The organism is Fictibacillus phosphorivorans (assembly GCF_023715845.1).
GTDB lineage: Bacteria > Bacillota > Bacilli > Bacillales > Fictibacillaceae > Fictibacillus > Fictibacillus phosphorivorans_D.
In genome coordinates, this window is record NZ_JAMBOR010000011.1 from 92,164 (window position 1) to 110,073 (window position 17,910).

Annotated in this window: 21 protein-coding genes and 1 riboswitch; of the genes, 5 read left to right on the forward strand and 16 right to left on the reverse strand. The window is 39.1% G+C overall.

Translation table 11 applies throughout. The annotated features are described in order from the left end of the window. Positions 1–54: 54 nt before the first annotated feature. The 3 genes from M3206_RS10260 to M3206_RS10270 form a co-directional block, all read right to left on the reverse strand. Positions 55–822 carry a TIGR01457 family HAD-type hydrolase gene (locus M3206_RS10260; protein ID WP_251312431.1) on the reverse strand — a complete coding sequence of 256 codons (768 nt, stop codon included), beginning with the start codon at positions 820–822 and terminating at the stop codon, positions 55–57. Positions 823–887: 65 nt separating this feature from the next. Next, positions 888–1,544: a helix-turn-helix transcriptional regulator gene (locus M3206_RS10265; protein WP_251312472.1), complete on the reverse strand. Its 657-nt coding sequence runs from the start codon at positions 1,542–1,544 to the stop codon at positions 888–890. Between the two features lie 85 nt (positions 1,545–1,629). Then, on the reverse strand, positions 1,630–2,070 hold the full coding sequence (locus M3206_RS10270) for a DUF86 domain-containing protein (protein ID WP_251312432.1): 441 nt from the start codon (positions 2,068–2,070) through the stop codon (positions 1,630–1,632). 109 nt (positions 2,071–2,179) lie between these two features. On the opposite strand from M3206_RS10270, the gene M3206_RS10275 reads away from it, so the two are divergent. After that, positions 2,180–2,449, forward strand: coding sequence for a DUF3055 domain-containing protein (locus M3206_RS10275; RefSeq protein ID WP_251312433.1), 270 nt, complete (start codon positions 2,180–2,182; stop codon positions 2,447–2,449). A gap of 93 nt (positions 2,450–2,542) precedes the next feature. Next, positions 2,543–2,830, forward strand: coding sequence for a hypothetical protein (locus M3206_RS10280; RefSeq protein WP_425590726.1), 288 nt, complete (start codon positions 2,543–2,545; stop codon positions 2,828–2,830). Between the two features lie 27 nt (positions 2,831–2,857). On the opposite strand, the gene M3206_RS10285 is transcribed toward M3206_RS10280, so the two are convergent. Continuing rightward, on the reverse strand, positions 2,858–3,133 hold the full coding sequence (locus M3206_RS10285) for a YutD family protein (protein WP_251312435.1): 276 nt from the start codon (positions 3,131–3,133) through the stop codon (positions 2,858–2,860). 122 nt (positions 3,134–3,255) lie between these two features. Here M3206_RS10285 and M3206_RS10290 point away from each other — a divergent pair, with 122 nt between their 5' ends. Further along, on the forward strand, positions 3,256–3,867 hold the full coding sequence (locus M3206_RS10290) for a YhcN/YlaJ family sporulation lipoprotein (protein WP_251312436.1): 612 nt from the start codon (positions 3,256–3,258) through the stop codon (positions 3,865–3,867). Positions 3,868–3,901: 34 nt separating this feature from the next. Here M3206_RS10290 and lipA read toward each other — a convergent pair whose 3' ends face one another. After that, positions 3,902–4,786, reverse strand: a complete 885-nt coding sequence (gene lipA / locus M3206_RS10295) for a lipoyl synthase (protein WP_251312437.1) — start codon at positions 4,784–4,786, stop codon at positions 3,902–3,904. Between the two features lie 188 nt (positions 4,787–4,974). Between lipA and M3206_RS10300 the strand changes: the two genes are divergently transcribed. Beyond that, positions 4,975–5,976, forward strand: a complete 1,002-nt coding sequence (locus M3206_RS10300; protein WP_251312438.1) for a M23 family metallopeptidase — start codon at positions 4,975–4,977, stop codon at positions 5,974–5,976. A gap of 93 nt (positions 5,977–6,069) precedes the next feature. Here the strand turns inward: M3206_RS10300 and M3206_RS10305 are convergent, their stop codons facing one another. From M3206_RS10305 to M3206_RS10330, 6 genes are all read right to left on the reverse strand, one after another. Continuing rightward, positions 6,070–6,174, reverse strand: a complete 105-nt coding sequence (locus tag M3206_RS10305) for a MetS family NSS transporter small subunit (protein WP_251312439.1) — start codon at positions 6,172–6,174, stop codon at positions 6,070–6,072. A gap of 1 nt (position 6,175) precedes the next feature. Continuing rightward, positions 6,176–7,678 (reverse strand): sodium-dependent transporter, encoded by a 1,503-nt coding sequence (locus M3206_RS10310; RefSeq protein ID WP_251312440.1) that lies wholly within the window; start codon positions 7,676–7,678, stop codon positions 6,176–6,178. A gap of 189 nt (positions 7,679–7,867) precedes the next feature. After that, on the reverse strand, positions 7,868–9,403 hold the full coding sequence (locus M3206_RS10315) for a Na+/H+ antiporter NhaC family protein (protein ID WP_251312473.1): 1,536 nt from the start codon (positions 9,401–9,403) through the stop codon (positions 7,868–7,870). Positions 9,404–9,598: 195 nt separating this feature from the next. Then, positions 9,599–9,780, reverse strand: a riboswitch (Lysine riboswitch). A gap of 89 nt (positions 9,781–9,869) precedes the next feature. Then, positions 9,870–10,733 carry a sporulation protein YunB gene (yunB, locus tag M3206_RS10320; protein WP_251312441.1) on the reverse strand — a complete coding sequence of 288 codons (864 nt, stop codon included), beginning with the start codon at positions 10,731–10,733 and terminating at the stop codon, positions 9,870–9,872. Positions 10,734–10,789: 56 nt separating this feature from the next. Next, on the reverse strand, positions 10,790–11,272 hold the full coding sequence (locus M3206_RS10325; RefSeq protein WP_251312442.1) for a dihydrofolate reductase: 483 nt from the start codon (positions 11,270–11,272) through the stop codon (positions 10,790–10,792). Further along, positions 11,269–12,063, reverse strand: a complete 795-nt coding sequence (locus M3206_RS10330) for a thymidylate synthase (protein ID WP_251312443.1) — start codon at positions 12,061–12,063, stop codon at positions 11,269–11,271. The genes M3206_RS10325 and M3206_RS10330 overlap by 4 nt, the downstream gene beginning before the upstream one ends. A gap of 207 nt (positions 12,064–12,270) precedes the next feature. Between M3206_RS10330 and M3206_RS10335 the strand changes: the two genes are divergently transcribed. Beyond that, on the forward strand, positions 12,271–12,573 hold the full coding sequence (locus M3206_RS10335) for a YunC family protein (protein ID WP_251312444.1): 303 nt from the start codon (positions 12,271–12,273) through the stop codon (positions 12,571–12,573). Positions 12,574–12,608: 35 nt separating this feature from the next. Here the strand turns inward: M3206_RS10335 and M3206_RS10340 are convergent, their stop codons facing one another. The 5 genes from M3206_RS10340 to nasC all read right to left on the reverse strand — a co-directional run bounded on the left by M3206_RS10340 (position 12,609) and on the right by nasC (position 17,900). Beyond that, positions 12,609–12,821, reverse strand: coding sequence for a hypothetical protein (locus tag M3206_RS10340; RefSeq protein WP_251312445.1), 213 nt, complete (start codon positions 12,819–12,821; stop codon positions 12,609–12,611). Positions 12,822–12,916: 95 nt separating this feature from the next. Continuing rightward, on the reverse strand, positions 12,917–13,759 hold the full coding sequence (locus M3206_RS10345; protein WP_251312446.1) for a DUF72 domain-containing protein: 843 nt from the start codon (positions 13,757–13,759) through the stop codon (positions 12,917–12,919). 19 nt (positions 13,760–13,778) lie between these two features. Further along, on the reverse strand, positions 13,779–14,525 hold the full coding sequence (gene nfsA, locus M3206_RS10350; RefSeq protein ID WP_251312447.1) for an oxygen-insensitive NADPH nitroreductase: 747 nt from the start codon (positions 14,523–14,525) through the stop codon (positions 13,779–13,781). Between the two features lie 132 nt (positions 14,526–14,657). Beyond that, positions 14,658–15,599: a bifunctional helix-turn-helix transcriptional regulator/GNAT family N-acetyltransferase gene (locus tag M3206_RS10355; RefSeq protein ID WP_251312448.1), complete on the reverse strand. Its 942-nt coding sequence runs from the start codon at positions 15,597–15,599 to the stop codon at positions 14,658–14,660. A 162-nt stretch (positions 15,600–15,761) separates the two neighbouring features. Further along, complete coding sequence (gene nasC / locus M3206_RS10360) at positions 15,762–17,900, reverse strand: assimilatory nitrate reductase catalytic subunit NasC (RefSeq protein ID WP_251312449.1); 2,139 nt, start codon at positions 17,898–17,900, stop codon at positions 15,762–15,764. Positions 17,901–17,910: the final 10 nt, after the last annotated feature.

Below are 17,910 nucleotides of genomic sequence, written 5' to 3' on the forward strand. Positions count from 1 at the left end.
GAACAAGAGAGAAACTCTTTTGTCCTTAAGCCTTTTTTTATTCATAAAGAACCTTTATTTGATCTCCCATTCGTCTAAACCATCAACGGTATAGGTTGGGTGGATGTCGATATCTTCTAAGTGTTTTTTAGTGGTTACGCCTGTATGAACAAGAAGGGTATCAAGACCCGTTCGTATACCCGCTAGAATATCGGTTTGGTAATTGTCACCGATCATCAGCGTTTCTTCTTTTCTCGTTCCTAATGTTTCAAGTGCCATCTCCATGATAATCGGCTCAGGTTTTCCGATAAAGATCGGTTCAGTCTGTGTTGAAACTGTAATAACGGAAGTCAGGGATCCATTCCCAGGCAAGAGCCCTCTTTCTGTAGGAAGCGCAATATCTCCATTGGTTGAGATAAATGTAGCCCCGTTTCTGACAGCTAGGCAGGCTTTAGCCAATTTTTCATACGTGATTGAACGGTCTATGCCGATTACGACATAGTCTGGATTTTCTTCTACCAGTTTTAAACCCTTTTCAGTAAGAGCTTCTCTAATACCATCCTCACCAATACAATAAACCGTCGCATCTTCTTTCAAATTAGATATGTAGCTCGCTGTTGCCATGCTCGTCGTAAAAACATGATCAGAAGAAGCCGGGATATCAAACCCTTTTAAAACTTCTGCAACTTTTTTCTTGGTTTTAGAGGAGTTGTTGGTAACAAACAGATAAGGCAGGTTAAGCTTGTTCAGTTTCTTTACAAAATCAACCGCTTCCTGGATTCTTTCCGTTCCTCTGTACATCGTGCCATCTAGATCGATCAAAAAACCTTTATATGCTTTCATTCATTTCTCTCCTTTATGTACATTATCATTTGCGCATCGAACAAAAAAAACACACCTGAAGCAGACTAAACTTCAGATGCCACTCTGTTTTCTTTAATGATATAGCAGCAATAATCGCCGCCTTTTGCCATACATGTTTTCCGTTCTATGTTATCCGTCTGGAGCATTCTTTTAAATAAAGATAGTTCACATGAACAGGCTTGCTGATATTCATTGGCTACCATTGCGATCGGGCAATTATACTCAGTTAGCACATAAGTACCGGGATCCTCACTTTTTTGCCAATCCACCATATAACCTGCTTCATTCTGTATGTTAGCGAGTTCATTCACTTTTTGTTCAAACTTTGACAGGCTGTTCATCCGATCCTTATATTTATCCTGAAGCCGATCTTCGCGTCTTTTAAACAAACCATCAACCATTTCCGTCCCATTCAATTCTTCGATATCTCTTAAAAACTCAACGGTTAATCCGGAATAGTTTCGCGGAAACTGCTCATCACCGCTTGCGCTCAGATGATAAAAATGGATAGGTCTACCCATCGCTTGGCGGACAAGCGTTGTTTCAATAACGTGGTCTCTCTCTAATGTATTTAAGTGCCGTCTAACGGCCATTTCTGTAATTCCAAGAGATTTAGCCATTTCCGTAACGGTCATCCGCTTATTTCTCTTTAAAAGATAGATGATCTCATCACGTGTTGATGTATGATTCCTCACAGTCATCACCATCCTTTTTTACCATTTTACCGTATATACAAGAAAACGTACATTTCTAAATAAAAATGTTTAAAAACTAATTTGTCTTCTTTTATTCAGGTAAAAATGCAGATACGGGTCCTAATTCATTTTCTAAGTATCGCTTAACATGGTCAGAGAAAACTGAAAGTTCGGACGAATATCGTTTAATGGTTTTGTATATTTGTTCAACATCCGCTTGTGGGTAGTCCTGAACGAGCGATTTACGCAAATTCACAACTTTCTTTAGGGATCCCGCTTCTTCACTGGGTAAGACTTTCTCGTCAATAAGAATATCCAGGATGTCCTCAAAGCTCCCTGGATCACGCATGATAAAACCGTCAATAATCATATTTCCTACATCCATCATGGATTCAATAAGTAAGTGGCCGATTCGTTCTACAGCAAGAACGTTTACACGGTCTTTTGGAATAGACATCGTTTCAAATGTTGAGAGTAATTCATTCATATACACTAGATGCTCATTGATTTTCTTGCGGTCCACAAAATACATAGTCATCACCTTTTGTAAGTTTCTCAAGTAAAGTGTAACATAAAAGGAGAGCATTCATTTATTCTAAAAATGAAAATTACCGCTAAAGAAATTTGAGGAGGATTTATTCATGTCCGAAGAAAGATTTTTCTTGTATGATGATACAGAAAAAACAGAAACCCGTTTTGTTAGCTTTATGGGGAGAAATACACGATTTGATCTTGCTATCACGAAAACAAGTCGTCATTATGGAAAGTCACTTGTTTTAAATATGCTGGGCAGCCACTTTGCTATTATTGGACAAGATGATTTAGTTGAAGAGGGCTATTTAGAACATGCTTTTAACTTAACGGAAGAGGATGCTATGGAACTGCGTGAGTTTTTAGCGGAAATTATATAATCAAAATGTACCAAGCAAAAATCATCTTCTATGGGACAAACTTTTAGTAAGGATAGAATGTTATCCTAAACTGGCCCCGAGAGGATGGTTTTTTTGTTCGAAAAAGAAACAAGGCAATATACGGATTTTTCGAATGTAGAGACCGGACGCAACTATGTGATCCCTGAAGATTTGCCTGAAGGTCCTTATGGTTCCCCGATCAACCGGGCTTTAGGAAAATCAACGCCGTGGAAAGAAGAGCAGCGTTCTTACAGTGCCTTTAACTACGAAAATAAAACCTTACACGAAGGGCTGGAAAGGCATGATCCTGGTGCGCATCCAACGCATGATGACCCTGAAACTCATACCGAACCGCCCTACGAAGATTCTCGCGGCACATAAGCAAGAATAAACCCCTGAGACATTTACTCAGGGGTTTATTTTTTTCAATACAAAATAAGGACATCCGAAATTGCAATACTCATAAATGTATTCCGGCAATGTACTGATTTTTGTATCGAACGTAGCCTTTTCGTGATTATCTTCAAAAAATCCACGCAAACGAAGTTGTTCATAACCAAGGTCACCAACAATATAATCGTATTTATGTAAAATTTCACTATAGCGGGCTTTAAATTGTTCCTCATTAAAGGCTTCCCTTACATCTTCAATCACTTCATAGGAATAATTACCAACTGTAATCAAAAATGCTTCACCTCATTTCCTGATACTTATTTTACCATGCTTCGCCTATATACAGCCAACAATTTCTTTGTAAAGTATTTGCGTTTCAGGCCATTCTAATGAATAAGGAGGTGAAAACACCTGTGAAAAAGTTAGGATTGTTCTTATGTTTCGTCATCGTTCTCTCTGGGTGTGGCGGTGATGATCAAAAGAAAATGGGTCAAGAATACAAATTTTCAGAAACGAATGTTACAGACGAGAATCGGATTGGCAACAACAAAGATTACGGGGATTTTGGATATATGCGCCATATGTCCGGGGATAAAGTAAAATCAGGAAATGCTGCACCTTACTTAAACCGTCAAAAGCTTGCAGATATGATCTCAGATATGGTTCTTCAGCTTCCAGATATTAAAGATGTAGGGACCCTCGTGACGGATGAAGAAGTGTTGATCGGGTATAAGACGACAAATAAAAACAGAGTTGCTGCAGCAGACCAAGTTAAAATGACCGCATTTTCAGTTGTTCCAAGATATTATCACGTATATGTTTCTGATGAAAACGGCATGATTAATAAAATTGAACAATATCAAGCATTAAATAATGATACAGATGACATTGAAGGAATCATCGACCGCTTGATTCAGGAAATGAAGAAATCTCCACAGGGTAAGAAATGGAACCATGGAGAAAATGAGAACGGCGAAATGAATGGTGAAACAAACCCAATGCGCAGTAAAATGGAAGGAAAATAAAAACCAGAAGCAGATTTTTGCTTCTGGTTTTTCATTAGATGTTTTGCGCTGCAGCATTTACTTGTTCATCTGCATGATAAGAAGAACGCACGAGCGGACCGGACTCACAGTGTTTGAATCCTTTACTGAATGCAATGTCACGAAGCTCTTTAAATTCTTCAGGTGTATAATACTTTTGTACTTTTAAATGTTTCTTAGTTGGCTGCAGGTACTGACCTATCGTCATAATATCCACATTGTTTTTTCGCAGATCATCCATCGTTTCAATGATTTCTTCCCAGGTTTCACCAAGGCCGATCATAAGGCTTGATTTTGTCGGGATGTTTGGATTCATTTCTTTTGCACGGCGTAAGAATTCCATGGTTCGATCATAAGTAGCTCGAGCACGAACTCTTGGTGAAAGTCTTCTTACCGTTTCGATATTGTGGTTCATAATATCAGGTTTTGCATCCATCAATGTTTTAAGTGCATCGATGTCACCAAGCATATCAGATGGTAAAACTTCGATTGAACAGAACGGATTACGAGCGCGTACGGCGCGAACCGTTTCAGCAAAGACATGTGCTCCGCCGTCTTTTAGATCATCACGTGCAACAGCCGTAATAACCACGTGCTTAAGTCCCATTTGTTCTACAGATTCCGCAACACGTTCTGGTTCCTGTAAGTCTAACTCGGTAGGTAAGCCCGTTTTCACCGCACAGAAACGGCATGCTCGTGTACAGATGTCTCCTAAGATCATGAATGTAGCTGTTTTACGGACAGCCCAACATTCGTGAATATTTGGACATTTGGCTTCTTCACAAACGGTATGTAGTTTCTTTTCACGCATCATTTTCTTTAATTCTTTATAGTTTTCGTTTGTGTTTAGCTTTATTTTCAACCATTCCGGTTTACGTACATATTCTTCTTTCTTTGCCATCATCATCACCCCAAATTTTCTAGGTCTGAAAGTCACTTTTACATTCATTTAAACATTATTCCCATCAATACTCTACCATACGACAGCCAAAAGTCCAAACATGAGTTTTTTCCAACATTTTTCCTTCATGTTTTCTTGTAAGTTCAACAAACTAATGGTAAATGAAAGAAAGGAGTGGTTTGGGACGTATGAGGAAATTCACAGTCCTGTTCCTCACTCTGGCAGCCCTTCTAATGACCTTTCTTCCTGAAAGAAGCAGTGAGGCAGCCGAGCGATTCACAAAAGAAGATGTTGACAGGCTGAGCCTTTATAAAAAAATGGAGTCGGTTACACTTATTCCATGGCATTATTTTGCTGGTGTCGACCAATATGAAAGAAGTGTCCGAAAAGCACGACGGGATCTTCCGGCAAGAAAAGGGCTGGTAGGCATATACTTTTCTCCTATCCAATGGTCAGGACCATTAAATCCAATAATGGATGATACAAACCCTGAGCGGATTGCCATGTTTGGGGGAATTGGAAAAGACGGAAACAACGATGGAATCGCTGACCGAAACAATGATGAAGATATTCTTTTTACATTCGCAGAAATTATACAAAAACATGGTCACGATATAGAAAATTTCCGAATCGGGCTTTGGAGTTATTATCAAAGGGATAAAGCCGTTGATATCATTATGGAAAATGCAAAGATCTATGAGACATATGGTACGGTTTCTTTAGATAAACATAGCTTTATTGTACCGTTAAGATCCAACTACAGCTATCGCAGCACGTGGGGTGACCGCCGTGGTTTTGGCGGCCTTCGTATCCATGAAGGAACAGATATTTTTGCTGATTATGGTGTTCCGGTAAAAGCTGTTTCTTACGGTATCGTTGAAGTAAAAGGATGGAACCGCTTCGGCGGGTGGAGAATTGGAGTCCGTGATATTAATAACGTGTATCATTATTACGCTCACTTATCCAGTTTTAATAAAAGCATTGAAAAAGGGTCGATTGTTGAACCAGGTACAGTGCTTGGCTATGTAGGAAGTACGGGTTATGGCCCTCCAGGAACTTCAGGCAAGTTTCCACCACACCTTCATTTCGGAATGTACCGTGATAACGGGATTACCGAATGGGCCTTTGATCCTTATCCGTATTTAAAAGCATGGGAACGACAGGAACGAATCAGTAACAGAAAACGATAAAAAGGAAGCTTACGCTAGCTTCTTTTTTATTTTATATGGATTTCGTTTTTTAAATGAAAAAGCTGATTCCTCGATCGAGAAATCAGCTCCTTTTTATTTCTTTTTAGAAACGTAAACCACATTTGCTATACTAGCCAGCAAGCCACCCCAAAGGATCACCATACCGATAACCATCATTGCAATTGCACTTCCTGTCATATCAGCTGACCTCCTTTTTATCTTGTACAGCGTCTGCTTTCCATTTTACTAAGCTTAACAAGAAACCAAGTACGATAACCCCAATGGCAACAGCTAATCCATAAGTTACAACTAATCCAGTAGGATATCCTTCATAGTTTTCTGCAAGGTTTTGTTTGATGTTATCATACATCATGTAGCCTAGAAGAACTGGTGTAATGACACCAAGACAAACTTTCCACCATAAACCTGTTCTTAGATCTGAGATGACGTTTGCATGGTTTTGCAGTCCTCTCATCTGTTTAAAGAACCAAGCGATAAGGACAACTTCCACAAGACCTGCTAATGTGATTCCAAAGTTGTTAATGAAATAGTCTGTAATGTCGAGCATATACAATCCGCCTTTTGTAGCGAATAGTAATGAGATGACAGAAGCCACTCCTCCACCCATAAGAACAGCTTTTGTTCGAGAGATTCCGAACTTGTCTTGTAATGCCGCAACGTACGTTTCAACGATCGAGATGAGTGATGTCATACCTGCAAATACAAGCGTTAAGAAGAACATGGTTCCAAAGAATCCGTTAAAGCCAGGGAATTCATTGATGATTGCAGGGAATACTTCAAACGCCAGTCCGATTCCGCCTTTTACAACTTCATCAACTGACAATCCTTGCTGCATCGCCATGAATCCTAGCGCTGCAAATACTCCAATACCAGCTAGAAGTTCAAAACCTGAGTTTGCAAAACCTGTAATGAAAGCATTGTTGTTAATGTCTGATTTTTTAGGCAGATAGCTTGAATATGTCACCATGATTGCAAAGGCAATAGATAATGAGAAGAAGATTTGACCGTAAGCTGCTACCCAGACTTTACCGTTGTTGATCATACTCCAGTCAGGTGTAAAGAATGTATTTAACCCTTCTCCAGCACCTTCAAGAGTTACTGCGCGGATAACAATAAAAAAGAACATAATTACTAAAGCAGGGATAAAAATTTTGTTAAATCTCTCAATACCTTTTGAAACACCCTTGTATAAAACTAATAACGTAACAACCCATACGATTAACAGAGCAATAAGAACTCCCGGTACAAGACCGCCTACCTCGCCCGGCTTATCACTTAGTTTAAGAACTTCGCCATAGAAGAAATCAGATGGCTTGTCTCCCCATGAAAGGTTTAATGAATAGATAGAATACTTGAGTGCCCATGCGACAATAACCGCGTAATAAGTTGAGATTACAAACGCTACAAAAACTTGCCACCATCCAAGCCATTCTGCATGCTTGTGAAGGCGGAAGTAAGATAACGGTGCTGATCCTCGATACTTATGTCCTAGTGTGAATTCCAGGATTAATAAGGGAATACCTGCCGTTAATAGTGCGATTAAGTAAGGAATAAAAAATGCTCCTCCACCGTTTTCATAAGCAACTGCTGGGAATCTCCAGATGTTGCCTAAACCGATAGCAGAACCCACCGCGGCTAAAATAAACCCATAGCGGCTTCCCCATTGTTGTCGATCTTCCATTGTTGTTTCCCCCTTTTAGATAAGTCGAAAATTTTACAATTGTTACTTTTTTCTGACTATTCTGGGTTTAGTATATTACAACCAAATAAGTCATGTCAAAAGGTTTTTTAGTAAATTTGTCGTAATATAGCGAACAAAGTCGTATAAATATAAGAAAAAGTGCCCGGTTTACAACCGGGCACTTCTAAATTAAGCTCCTATCGGACGTTCTTTCTTATTATCTTTATCTGTCCATTTTTTTATTAGGACTATAGATATAGCAAAAGCAATGGAGGATACAAGGAGTCCAACCCATATATTTTCAGTTAATCCTAATGCTAAATAGCCTATAGCGGATATAACAGCGGCAATTATACTATAAGGAAGCTGGGTTAAGACGTGATCAATATGATGGCTTCCAGCTCCAGTAGAGGAAAGAATGGTCGTATCTGAAATCGGTGAACAATGGTCCCCAAATACTGCACCCGCAAGTACTGCTGCCAATACTGGAAGCATGAGTTCTATATTTGTCGAAGCAGCAATTTCTGCAGCAATCGGAAGCATTACACCGAACGTTCCCCATGATGTACCTGTAGCAAAAGCCATAAGACCAGAAAGTATGAATAGTACTAGCGGGAGATAAGCCAGGTTCATATGCTGATCGACTAATCCAGCTAAATATTTTCCAGTTCCCATACTATCGATGACTGAAATGATCGTCCATGCAAAGATTAAGATCGTTACAGCACCCATCATAGATTGAATACCTCTGCCTAATCCCCTTACTAGTGAAGATGCACCCATCTTTTTAGGCAAGAAGAAAAGGATTGCAGCCGCTAAACCAACCAATCCCCCATAGAGCAGAGACTTTGGTACATCTGTATTTTCAAAAATGGATAAAAGCGTAACCTTCGTAGGTTCTTCAAGACCCTTAACATTTTCAATACCTGTGTAGAACATGAAACTGACGGTTGTTATGATCAATAGAACGATCGGCCACACAAGGTCACCAACTTTTCCTTTATCGCTCTCTTCAAGCTTAATTCCTTCCCCAATTGCTCCTTTTTTCTCTGGATCAATTACTTCACCAGTAGCAAGAGCACGCTCTTCATGCTGTTTCATCGGACCAAAGTCAAGTTGAAAATAAGCAACAGCAAACACTAATATAAGTGCAAAAATTGCATAAAAATTCATAGGAATCATTTGAATAAAAGCACTGAATGCTGAAATATTTGTGATCTCATGCGTGGCTAAAATCGTTCCAATAATTCCAATAATATAAGCGCCCCAGCTGGATACTGGAGAGATCACACAGACTGGTGCAGCCGTTGAATCTAGGTAATAGGCAAGTTTAGCGCGTGAGATTCTATGGCGATCCGTAATGGGTCTGCTTACATTACCGACAGCCAGTGAGTTAAAATAGTCATCAATAAAGATAACTAGTCCAAATACCACTGTCAAAATTTGAGCTCCTCGTCTTGTTCTAACTCTTGAGATTGCCCATTCTCCAAATGCACGGCTTCCGCCAGCTAAGGAAATAATGCTTGTCATCATCCCTAAAATCAATAGGAACAATAGTATATAAACGTTCCATTCATTCAGGGCTCCTTCTGAAATAAAATGCCCTTTCACGATCGTTCCTATCTCTTTTAATGTTGCTCCAATATTAAAGTCGTGAAGCAATAATGCTCCTGCCACAATCCCCGCCCCAAGCGAGATCAGTACTTGCCTCGTTAAAATAACCATAAGTATGGCTAACACAGGCGGTATTAATGAATAAATCGAATTCTCAAATTCCACGATGTTCCTCCTTCTTCTATTTAGCCATCCAAGTTGAGGAGTTATACAAGACGCTGAGGAAAAAAAGACAAATAAAAAAGTGATCAATAGACAAGGAAATAACCTGCTATCAATCACTTAAGTAATTTATGGTTTTCCTCATCGATCAGTAGTCCTCCACTGCGTAATTACCCTCGCAGTGACAGTTTTACACTTATTTAGTGTAAACCCAGCAAAAAGAAATCGACCATTTCTTTTTGCTTCGGCGGAAGTTCCTTTCCTTTTCCTTCATCGACGTCACTCTCTGAAAAAGTACTCTTAACATCCGCTCCTCTACCCCATCGGTGATAGGCTTAAAGACATATGAAATTTACATTCACTTCACATTATATCAAAGTTCACTTAATGGTCAACCCTTATAGAATTCGTTAATTTAATCTTCTGCAACCCCATCTTCAATCTCTTCTGCGGCAGTTTCTTCCATTTCCTCTGCATCTTCCTTCTTCTTCTTCTTTTTAGCATCTTCTTTGTCTTTTATATTAGGATCAATCGGCAGTGCCGGCTGTATCGGATCACCAGACTGATTATAATAAATCGGTACTTCTCCAGGAATAAACTGCGCCATGATCTGAATAGGTCTTGTCACTGTAGCTGTTTCAGTTGCAAATGGGATAACCACCTTCGCCTTAACCGTAACAATGATATTAATTGAAATCCACGTATTATTGATGCCCACCGTCTCAATTTTCTCTTCAATGTCTGTATTAACATCTCCAACGATTGTAAACTTAATCGGTATCTTAGGACCAAGGTTAGCGAGCAGGGAGTTTTCAGTCGCTTGCCCTAAAGGTATTTCCATGATCACGCCTGGGTCATTCGAATGACTGGTTTTTAAATTTAGGTCTTCTGAAGCAGCAATGCTTTCGGGGATGCGTCCTTTCTCAATCTCTTTTAAAAACTCTTGAACGACAATAGCAGATTTATTTTGTACATTATTTACAATCTTTTGATTAACTCCGGCATAAACAATATTTCCATCTTTATCTTCTTTAGAAATTAAAATATCCTGCATATCAATAGAATCAAACAATTTATTAATAATGGCTTCATTGATCGCCAAGGATGCGATCTCTTCCGTTTTTCGTTGAGCTACATGCATTAATGTAGGTTCGATCCCACGGTCAACCAGCCACAAACCTTGTAGTGTGATAAAAATAAACAGTGTAAATGAGATCAGCAGAACATATCGAAACGGAAGCGGCCCTTTTCGAAGTTTCATTTTTTTTCGTTTTAACAAAAGGTAACCCCCCTTTCCTACAATGTATGCAGACAAGAGGGGGGCTCATTCGATATTTACGCGTTAATTTTTTCGTATTCTACAAAATCGTGCGGATATTTATTTTTCTCATCTACGATACCAGCAGTACGAGAGACTTCTTTCCACTCCTTATCGTTTATCTCTGGGAAGTAAGTATCCGCATCAAACGTATGATAGATCTCTGTAATATATAAACGGTCCGCTACAGGAAGGAACTGCTTAAAAATTTCCGAACCACCGATTACACACATTTCTTCAGCTTTGATCTTAAGAACATCATCAACGGAATGAACAATCGTTACCCCTTCTGCCTCATAATTTTGATCTCGGGTAACGACGATATTTTCTCGTCCAGGCAGCGGCTTGCCGATCGATTCATAGGTTTTTCTGCCCATTACGATGGGCTTTCCCATCGTTGTTTTCTTAAAATGCTTTAAATCATTTGGGAGGTACCAAGGCAAATCATTATCTTTTCCTATACCTCTGTTTTCATCCATCGCTACGACAAAAGAGATCATACACTTACCTCTCCTTTAATATGAGGGTGTGCCTCGTAATCCACGAGTTCAAAATCCTCAAAAGTGAAATCAAAAATATTCGTGACTGCTGGATTTAATTTCATCTTTGGCAACGGCTTAGGATCGCGTGTCAGTTGGAGCTTAACTTGCTCTAGGTGGTTCAGATAGATATGAGCGTCGCCTACTGTATGAACAAATTCCCCTGGCTTTAATCCTGTCACCTGAGCAACCATCATCGTTAATAAGGCATAGGAAGCAATGTTGAACGGAACACCCAGGAAGCTGTCAGCAGAACGCTGATATAACTGGCAGGAAAGTTTACCGTCTGCAACGTAAAACTGAAAGAGCAGATGACATGGAGGCAAAGCCATATTTGGCACATCTGCTGGGTTCCAAGCCGAAACGATCAATCTTCTTGAATCCGGATTATTTTTTATGTCTTCAATCACGGTTGAGATCTGGTCAATGGTCTCACCGTTTGGAGCAGACCATGAACGCCATTGGTGCCCATAAACGGGTCCTAGATTTCCTTCTTCATCTGCCCATTCGTCCCAGATCCGTACTTTGTTTTCCTTTAGATAGGCGATATTGGTATCCCCTTTTAAGAACCACAAAAGTTCATGAATGATTGATTTTAGGTGTAGCTTTTTTGTTGTTACGAGAGGAAAACCCTCCTCTAAATCATATCTCATCTGACGACCAAAAACGGAGACCGTTCCAGTGCCTGTCCGATCTTCCTTTTTCGTACCGTTATGTAAAATATCTTGAAGAAAATCCAAGTATTGTTTCATCTTTATCGCCTCTTTAAATTTTTTTATTCCTTGTAAGAACCTATTACAAAATCCTCATTTCTATTTATCGTATCACAGACGGCAGTCCTGTCCAATTCCCAGACGAAATATCTTTTTTGTTCTTTATTTTGCCTTAAAATTAGCGTCAATACCTAACACTTTTTCCTTTTTTACACATAAAAATAGTAAGGAGAAAGGAGTGGAAGCATGTTAGAGATGAATCCGATTTTAATAGAAGGACATCCGTTTACCGCTGTCACCCTTCGTTTGCCAAAAACAAATTTTATGGCTGTTTTTAACGAGAATGGATATATCATGTGCGGAGCTCTAGATGTAGCCTTATTAAATGAAAAGTTAGCAGACCGTAAAATTATTGCAGGGCGTGCTGTAGGAGTTAGAACGATCGAACAGCTGCTGGATGCACCTTTAGAATCTATTACGCACGAAGCTAAGGAAAAAGGTATTGAGGTTGGTATGCAAGGGAGAAAAGCACTTTTAAAGATGCTATAAAGATAAAAAACTGCGCAATTTTGGCGCAGTTTTCTTTATGCTTTAAAACGATCTCTAGTAACTTTTAATGAAATTAGATTGATACATATCACCAGTGTCAGAAACTGAATCCGTTCTGAATTGTTTGTGAATATGTAAATGAACAGTAAATAAACGCCACTGACGACAAAGGCAATCTGTAAGTAGTACATCATCTGAATTAGTTTTTTAAAATCCAAACTGATCCCCACTTTCTTCATCCAGCTCACGTTATTAAATTCACCCTACTAGTATATCAGGCAATTTTATAAAATGAATCAATTATTACTTTTTGACATTAATTTGTAATATAAGGAAATACATCCTAAAACAAATCAAGCTGACGCGGTGCCAGAAAATCGTACTGAATATCTAACAGATCAATCATTTCTTTTGCATTATCGGCTGCATCTCCGCCAGAATTGTTGTTAAACAAAATGATAAGATCCTTCGTTTCTGAAGCTAATTGCTGAACACGTTCTTTCCACTCGTTAAGTTCTGCTGGGTTGTAACGGTACAAGTACCTCACTTCCCGCCAGTTCGGCTGGCCAGAGTTATTCCAGCCATATACATTTCTGCCGTGCAATCGAATCAATGTCTTTTCCTCTGTTGTATGCATGACGATTGGTATTGATCCACTGCCAGCCTGCGGTTCGTCGCAAACGGTGTGAATCCATCCTTCATCCTCTATAAACTGGAGTGTTCTCTCTTTCATCTCATCACTAAACCAAGTCTGATTCCGAAACTCTAAAGCTACTGGAATATCACCCATCATCTCTTTTGCATATCGCAGTACCTGTACATTCTCCTTTTTACAGTCAAACCATGGTGGATACTGAAAAAGCACCATCTCCAGTTTTCTTGAATCTATCACCGGCTGTATCGATTGTATGAACGCTTCATACATTTGTTTTACAGAATCAAAAGGCAGTTTTCCTCTTGAATGTCCGGTCATGCCTTGATACGCCTTTACAACAAAAGAAAAATCTTTCGGTGTAGTAGCAACCCACTTTTCATAGTTTTTTACAGGTTGAACCGCATAAAAAGAAGAATCTACCTCAACAACGGGAAAATGACCACTATAAACTGCCAATTTATCTTTTGCAGGAGTACCATCCGGATAGAGAGAATCATGATCTCCCCACCCTGTTACACCTATTTTAATCATTCTCTAGATCCACCTGCCTTTATGTTTTGTTTAATCCCTTCTTACGAACAAAATCTTTCATATACGCACGCTTTGGAGACGCCATGGATGTAGTGATTTGTGTCACCCAGCCCTCCGTACGTCTGCCCCCGGTACGCTTCGTATAATATTTTGCTGTTTCTGATTCATATTGTTCTAATAGACTTTTCGCTTCCTCATTATCCTTATACCCGTTTTTATGAAAAACAGCACCCAAAGGTAATCGAGGTTTCTTTCCTGGGGTAGCATCTGGATATCCGATCGCCATACCGAACAGCGGAAGGACATACTCTGGACAGCCCAGTAGTTCGGATACTTCTTTAAGGTTGTTTCTGATTCCACCTATGTATACAATTCCAAGCCCGAGCGATTCTGCAGCTACTGCTACATTTTGTGCAGCTAATGAAGCATCTACTGTTCCAACAATAAAAGCTTCTGTGGATTGAATGGTTTCACTAATATCCTTATCCTTCATTTCAGCTGCAATTTTATGACGATTATAATCGAGACAAAAAACAAAGAAGTAACCATTTTCAGCAACATAAGATTGATTGCCTGCAAGTTCTGCAAGTTTTTGTTTCTTCTCCTGTTCTTCAACACCGATAATGGTACATACCTGCTGATAGCTTGAAGTTGAGGCAGCCTGCGCACATTCTACGAGCGTTGTGATGGTTTCTTCACTTATGGTTTTATCTTTGAATCTACGAATTGATCTGTGAGCTAATATGGTCTCTATCACTTCATTCATGTGAGGCATACTCCTTTAACTAATCATGTTTGTTGATTGCATTATATCCTTTTTCAGAGCAAAAATGCGAACCCTAGGCGCTGGAATCGCATAATCAGTTACTAGATTATTACCCGACTTTATAGATCGTTTTTATTTATTAAAGCATGCTTCCTCTAGATTCAAATCCCAACGTTCTTCAACTAATGGCTTTCCCGTCCACTCTTCATTTGGTTTTTCTTCTGTTCGTTTAAAATTGAACGTTTGATAAAGATAACGAGCGGCATCTAAAGTGCTTACTGTCCATAAAAAAACATGCTTATATTTTTTTTCTTTACAGAAATCAAGTGCCGTCTTTAACAGCTTCTTCCCAATACCCATACCTTGATACTTTTCATTTAAGATAAACCATCTTAGCTGAGCTACCGCGTTAGTGGATTTAGTAATCGCAACCGATCCGGCTATTTCACCGTTTACTTCAGCAACCCACAGCTCGCCTCCATCAGGATCCTTCATAAACTCCGCTAACCCTTTCATGACGTAATATTCAAATATACGGCCAAACTTATAGGATTGGTCATATAATGTTCCATGAAGATACGCAATATATCCAGCGTCACCGGGTCTGAATGGACGAATGATGAGCTCGGATGGATGAGGTTGCTTTTCCTCCGAATAAATCGATTGAATATTTTCCATTGATTCGACAAGCTTACTCAGATCACTTTCAGGCAAGTTTTGAACCATTTGCTCTACTCCATGATTTGATTTTTCTACCAAGTCGCTATAAATTTTTTCTCCATGTTCTGTTAGAAAAAGAGAGTACTGTCGCTTATCTTTAGTAGATTGTTTTTTTTCGATGATGTTTTCATCTTCAAAGCGTTGGATTATACGGCTCATATATCCTCGATCAATTCCAAGGTTCTCTCTTACTTCCGTTGCGGTGCTGCCCTTCTTGGAATGAATTTCAGTGATCACACGGGCCTCGGTTAACGGAAATGGCTGGTTATATATTTCTTGATCGATTTTTCCTAAAATATTTGCATAGTACCTGTTGAATCTACGAATCTTCTCTATGTAGTTTACTCTTTTCAAAACCATCCTCCTTACTATTCTGAATTTTATATTTTTTTCGAGTATATCCTACATTAGTTGACTTAGTCAACTAATGTAACGGATAGCAGGATTCCAAATAAAAAAGCCTCATTTATACAGAGGCTTTAATGACTTTATGCATTAAGTTAAAACATAAGGTGTTCAATTTATCGATAAATCAATAACCGGACTTACGCTCACTGCACAAACTTTAAATCCTGGCATTTTACATGTCGGATCTAGCGCTTCATGAGTAATCTTGTTTACATTTTGATCATCTCCCCAATGGAAAGGAACAAAAACAGTATCTTCACGAATTTTATTTGAATATTTACTCCTGACTATTATCTGCCCTCTTTTAGACGAAAGTTTAACCAATGCATGATTTTCGACTTTATATTTCTTTGCAGTATCAGGATGGATTTCTAAAAACGATTCGAAGGTAAGTGAATTCAATGCTGGACTGATTCTTGTTTGTTCACCTGTCAAATAATGTGAAATTATCCTTCCTGTCGTTAAATAAAGCGGATATTCAATGTCGATTTGTTCTTTTGGATAGTGGTTATTAACGGATATTATTCTTCCTTTTCCATCTGGATGTGCAAATGTTTTAGTAAAAAGTCTGCTTTCCCCCGGATGATCGTATTCAGGACACGGCCAATAGACTCTTTCTTTTTTCAAACGATTATACGTAATCCCAAAGTAATCCGCGATTCCCCCACGACTTGCTACCCTAAGTTCATTGAAAATTTCTTCTGGTGAAGAAAACGAGAAAAATTCACCCCTACCAAGAATCTTTGCAATCTCACATAATATTTTCCAGTCATGTTTGGTTTCTCCGGGATTTTTACGAGATGCTTCCCTCAGCGTTACACGCCCTTCAAGATTTGTCATTGTACCTTCGTTTTCTAGGTAAGATGAACACGGTAGGATCAAATCTGCCAATTTTGCTGTCTCGGAAATGAACAAATCAACAACGACTAAACATCTCAATTTTTCTAATGATTGTTTTACATAATTCGCATTCGGATTCGAAACAACAGGATTTGAGCCCATTACAAATAAACCTTGGATGTCTCCAGCATCTATTTTCTCAATCATTTCATAAGCTGAAACCCCCTTACGAGGTAAGTCTTCTTCGTTTATCCCCCATACTCTAGAGATATATTTACGGTGCTCTTCGTTTTCCAAACTACGGTATCCAGGAAGCTGATCCGCTTTTTGACCATGTTCCCTGCCACCTTGCCCATTTCCTTGTCCCGTAATGGCTCCATATCCACAACCGATTTTCCCAATTTTACCAGTAACTAATACAAGGTTTAAAAAATTTCTGACTGCCATGTACCCATCGGTTTGCTGCTCTACTCCTCTTGCGGTAAAAATCATCCCTGTAGAAGATGTCGCATATTTTACAGCTGCAAGTTGAATCGATTCCTCTGAAATTCCTGTCAATTTTGATATATCATTTAATTTAATCGTGCTTATATGTTCTTTTAGTTCATCGATTCCGTTTGTTTTTTCATCTATAAACTCTTCATTCAAATAACCCTTTTCAAAAATGACCTTTAGAATACCGTTAACGAGTGCAGCGTCCGTTCCAGGTTTCACTTTTAAATGTAAATCAGCAACTCCCGTTGTAGCTGTTTCCCTAGGATCAATCACAATGATAAATGATCCATTCTCCTTTGCCTTTGTCAGATAAGGCATTAGGGTCGGTTGGCATTCCGCAATATTTGTTCCTGCTAAAATAAGACAACGAGCGAAAGGAATTTCTGACAACTTGTTCGTAAATCCACGATCTATACCGAACGCTTCATTTGCTGCTGTAGCAGCCGCTGACATACAAAACCGACCATTATAGTCAATATGCTTTGTTTTAAATGCAACACGCGCAAACTTCCCTAACAAATAAGCCGATTCATTTGTTAGGGAACCCCCTCCATATACACCTATTCCATCAAATCCATTTTGGCGTTGAATTTCTGAGAATCTTTCTTGTATATACTCGAGCGCTTTCTGCCATGAAATCCGAACAAACTCTCCGTTCTTTTTTAGCATGGGATATTGAATGCGCTCCTGACTTAGTGCATGTTGATGAGCATTAAGTCCTTTTATACATACCCTTTCTTCTGAGGTCGGATTATATTTTGGCAGAACCTTATATTTTTCATGCCCTACCATCCGTTGTTCAACGATCTGCATTGTACACTGTACACTGCAAAAGGGACACTGGGTATCCATCACGTTTTCTGTTCCTAGTTCTTTCTCTTTTTGTCGGTAATAACTAAGAAAATCATTCATTTAATGGTCA